Source organism: Petrotoga halophila DSM 16923, assembly GCF_002924615.1.
On record NZ_JALY01000277.1, the window covers coordinates 1 to 3,269 of the forward strand.

The following is a 3,269-nucleotide window of genomic DNA, read 5'->3' on the forward strand; positions in this document are numbered from 1 at the left end:
CCTATCTTTATAAAACTTCTTATGAAGTTTTAGGTAGTCTTTAAAGACATAATCCCTCAACTCTTTTTCTACAATACGCTCCAATTCAAAGCGCTCCTTGAATAAGGTAGATAACAATCTATTTTCTTCGTCGATTGAAAACCCAAATGGAATAAAACCCGTATCTCCATTCAAAAGATACCTTTGGATACCGTTATCTATTGTTATAAACCCCAATTTTTTTAAAATCTCCTCTTGGCTACCCATGTTGTTGTAAACCGTAACAGGATTTTGGAAACTTTCTTCTGCTTTTCTTTCCACATAATTATCGTAAGGTTCTCTTCGATGATAGTTGGTTATACCTTCATCGAAAGGCAAAAGGTGGCTCAATGTTTTGATTTTGTTATTATAAAATTCTCCAATAAGCTTTTCTATTTTTGTAAGTTCAGCTTGCCTCAAACCAAATTCGTACAAATATTGGTGTTTCAACAGTTCTTTCAACGGGGGCAAACCCTTTACACCTTTACCGCCGGCCAAAGGAAAAAAGGCTGCAGGAATCCCCACCGTCTTATAAATCTCCTCAAAATTTCTCTCTTTCAAACTGTACAACTTCATCACCAGTACATCTATCAACCCTTCAGAAAGAAGCAGAAAAGTATCAAGAGCGTTTTTGCTTTCTATAAACCCATAAAACTTAGAAACACTATCGATACTCTCCTCGTTGAAGTGCAGTTCGTTTGGATATATCTCGGTGTTTTGCTTTTTAATCGCCACGTTCAATCTGGCGAGTGCTTCTAACGCTTGAGCCTTACCAGAATCCTCAAACAAACCTTGTGGAACGGGAAGCTTTTTCAAATCCCCAACCTCCAAATCCACGCTTCCTGCAATAAAACTCTCCAAATAAGAAAACAAACTACTATTGAGCAACCCCAAAAACCTAAAGATATCTTCATCTTTTGAAAAAAACAAACTACTTCCCTTACAATCGAACAAAAATCCAGAAGGAAGGTACCTAAAAGTTGCCCCTTTTGAGGTTGTCATTGTGTAAGTTATACCCTTTTTAAAATAATACTTTCTATTTGGAAGATAATTCCCCATCTTTGACAACAGATTGTAATTCTCTTCATCGAAGGCTATAACCCACCACAAATTGCCATACCATTTATTGTAAGGCCCACCTTTGGCATATGGGACCCATTTTTTGCTATTTTTAATATGATCAAAACTAATATCCTCTCTTCTAACCTCCCAAAAATACCTCAAAAACCTTTTGTTATCCCCCGTAGCTATACCCTGTCGTGCATCGGCAAACTTATCTAACGGCTCGTTTTCAAAAGTACGAACAACGTCTGAATTCACCCAATAGATGAAAGGGAACCTCGGAACCTTTGTAAAAACCATCTTATCAACCCTAAAAACATACTTAGAAATATAATCCTCTCTCTTCTTTTCCTCACTAGCCGTGAGGCTGTCTTCCCAAATAGAAAATAAAGCCTTCTTCTTAGAACCCTTCCCATTAAAAGCAGTCAAGTTTATGTATTCACCTAAACTCCCTTCCTCACTTGCCGTGAGGCTGGCTTCACTTTTCCTCAAAACAAACATCGCTGTGTCCACCAAAGCGTTATCAAACACCCCTCCAAGACCAAAGTGAACCAATCTTTCTATCTGAAAATTATCTAATATGAACCTTCTTGTCTTCTCATAACTTGCAATGAACATAAAAGTTTGAGGGGTGATCATACCAACAAAACCATCCGTCTTCACCAACTCGTAACTCTTTTTGATAAAGCAGGCGTAAAGATTCTTTTTAAACTCACTATAATCCTCGTTTATGTATCTCTTCAACTCAAAATCATAATCAGAAGAATCCAAATACGGGGGGTTAGTCAAAACAATATCGTACTTCAAAGTAAGCACATCTAAAGCTTTCTTCAATCGCTCATCATCTATACCGGATTTTAAACTCAAAACATCCTCTGTTCTCATCAAACTTCCAGTCTTTTCAAACTTCTTCAAATACTCATTCTGCCCGTCCTCATTTGCCGTAAGGCTGCTCTCCTCTGGAACGGCTACTATGTTTGTTTCAATCTTCTCGCATGCTCCATCCTCCAAAGCCTTCAATCTCAACAACAAATTCGTAATCTCAACCGCGTTCTCATCGATATCTATACCGTATAAATTCTTAGTAATTATAAGTTTTGGAATCAAAGCATCATCGTAACCCCTATTTTGGTACATCTCTTTCAACTTATCGTACACCCCTATAACAAAGTTCCCACATCCACAAGCTGGATCTATAATCTTAACATCCTCAATGTCCACACCCTTCTCATCCGTATAATATTTCCCCAACGTATTTTCTACCAAATAATCCACAATCCATTTTGGGGTATAAAACTGTGAAATAGCACCATTTTTATCCTTTAAATCCTTACTCGCCGTGAGACTGGCTTCGTTGAAATACTGGTAAGACCAAGAAATAATCTCTTCTTTCTTCCAATCTTCATCTTTCACACTCTGAAACAAATCTCTGACTTTTTCTATCGTTTCGCGAGTGATTTTGCTTTTAATCTTATCGACCAAATAACAACAATCAAAATCTCTATTCAGAAGTTGAACCCCAGAAAAATAATCACCCAAAAGATCTGAATCCAACCCATCCATATCTGTCTTGAGGCTGTTTCCTTTCGCCTGTAAAACTCTTAAAACAATAAAACTCAAAAAAACGTCCAACAAAACGCTCTCCTCATCTGCCGTGAGGCTGTCTTCCCCATTTATGACCTCCCTTTGCAGGATACTCTTAAGCCCCAAAGCCATTTTCTTAACGGATCTGTTCAAAATAAGCCACCTTCTCCTCTCTCTTTTTCACCCTAAAATCCTCTTCCCCCAAATAAATCAAACCTTCTTTTGGAATGATCTCCATCAACCTTGAAACGGTTCTATCTTCCAAAAAGTTAACCAGCTCTTTGGGATTCAAGTTTGTAGAAATTATAACGCTTTTTTGATTTCTATTCACCTCGTCTATAATAATTCTTATCTTCTGCCCTAACCAATCATAACATTAAAGGACGGCGGGCTTTATAAAACTTTATAAAAAAAGAAATCCTTAAGGGGCGGTGGGTATCAAAAAAAGAAGAAATCCTTAAGGGGCGGTGGGCGGGAATAGATAATAAATCTTAAAGGCAAAGCCTTTAAAAAAGGGATCCTAAGGGACTCCTTAGTCTTTAAAAAGGGATTAAAAGGGACGGAGTCCCTTCCACAAGGGGCGGTGGGCGGGAATAGATAATAAA

General features: G+C 37.8%; 2 protein-coding genes. Both read right to left on the reverse strand.

The window, feature by feature from the left end; genetic code table 11:
• The coding region (locus AA81_RS12960) for an Eco57I restriction-modification methylase domain-containing protein (protein ID WP_169999792.1) at positions 1-2,817 on the reverse strand (2,817 nt) is incomplete at its 3' end.
• Positions 2,801-2,995, reverse strand: coding sequence for a P-loop NTPase family protein (locus AA81_RS12965; protein ID WP_103899273.1), 195 nt, complete (start codon positions 2,993-2,995; stop codon positions 2,801-2,803). The genes AA81_RS12960 and AA81_RS12965, both read right to left, overlap by 17 nt.
• Between the last annotated feature and the right edge of the window lie 274 nt (positions 2,996-3,269).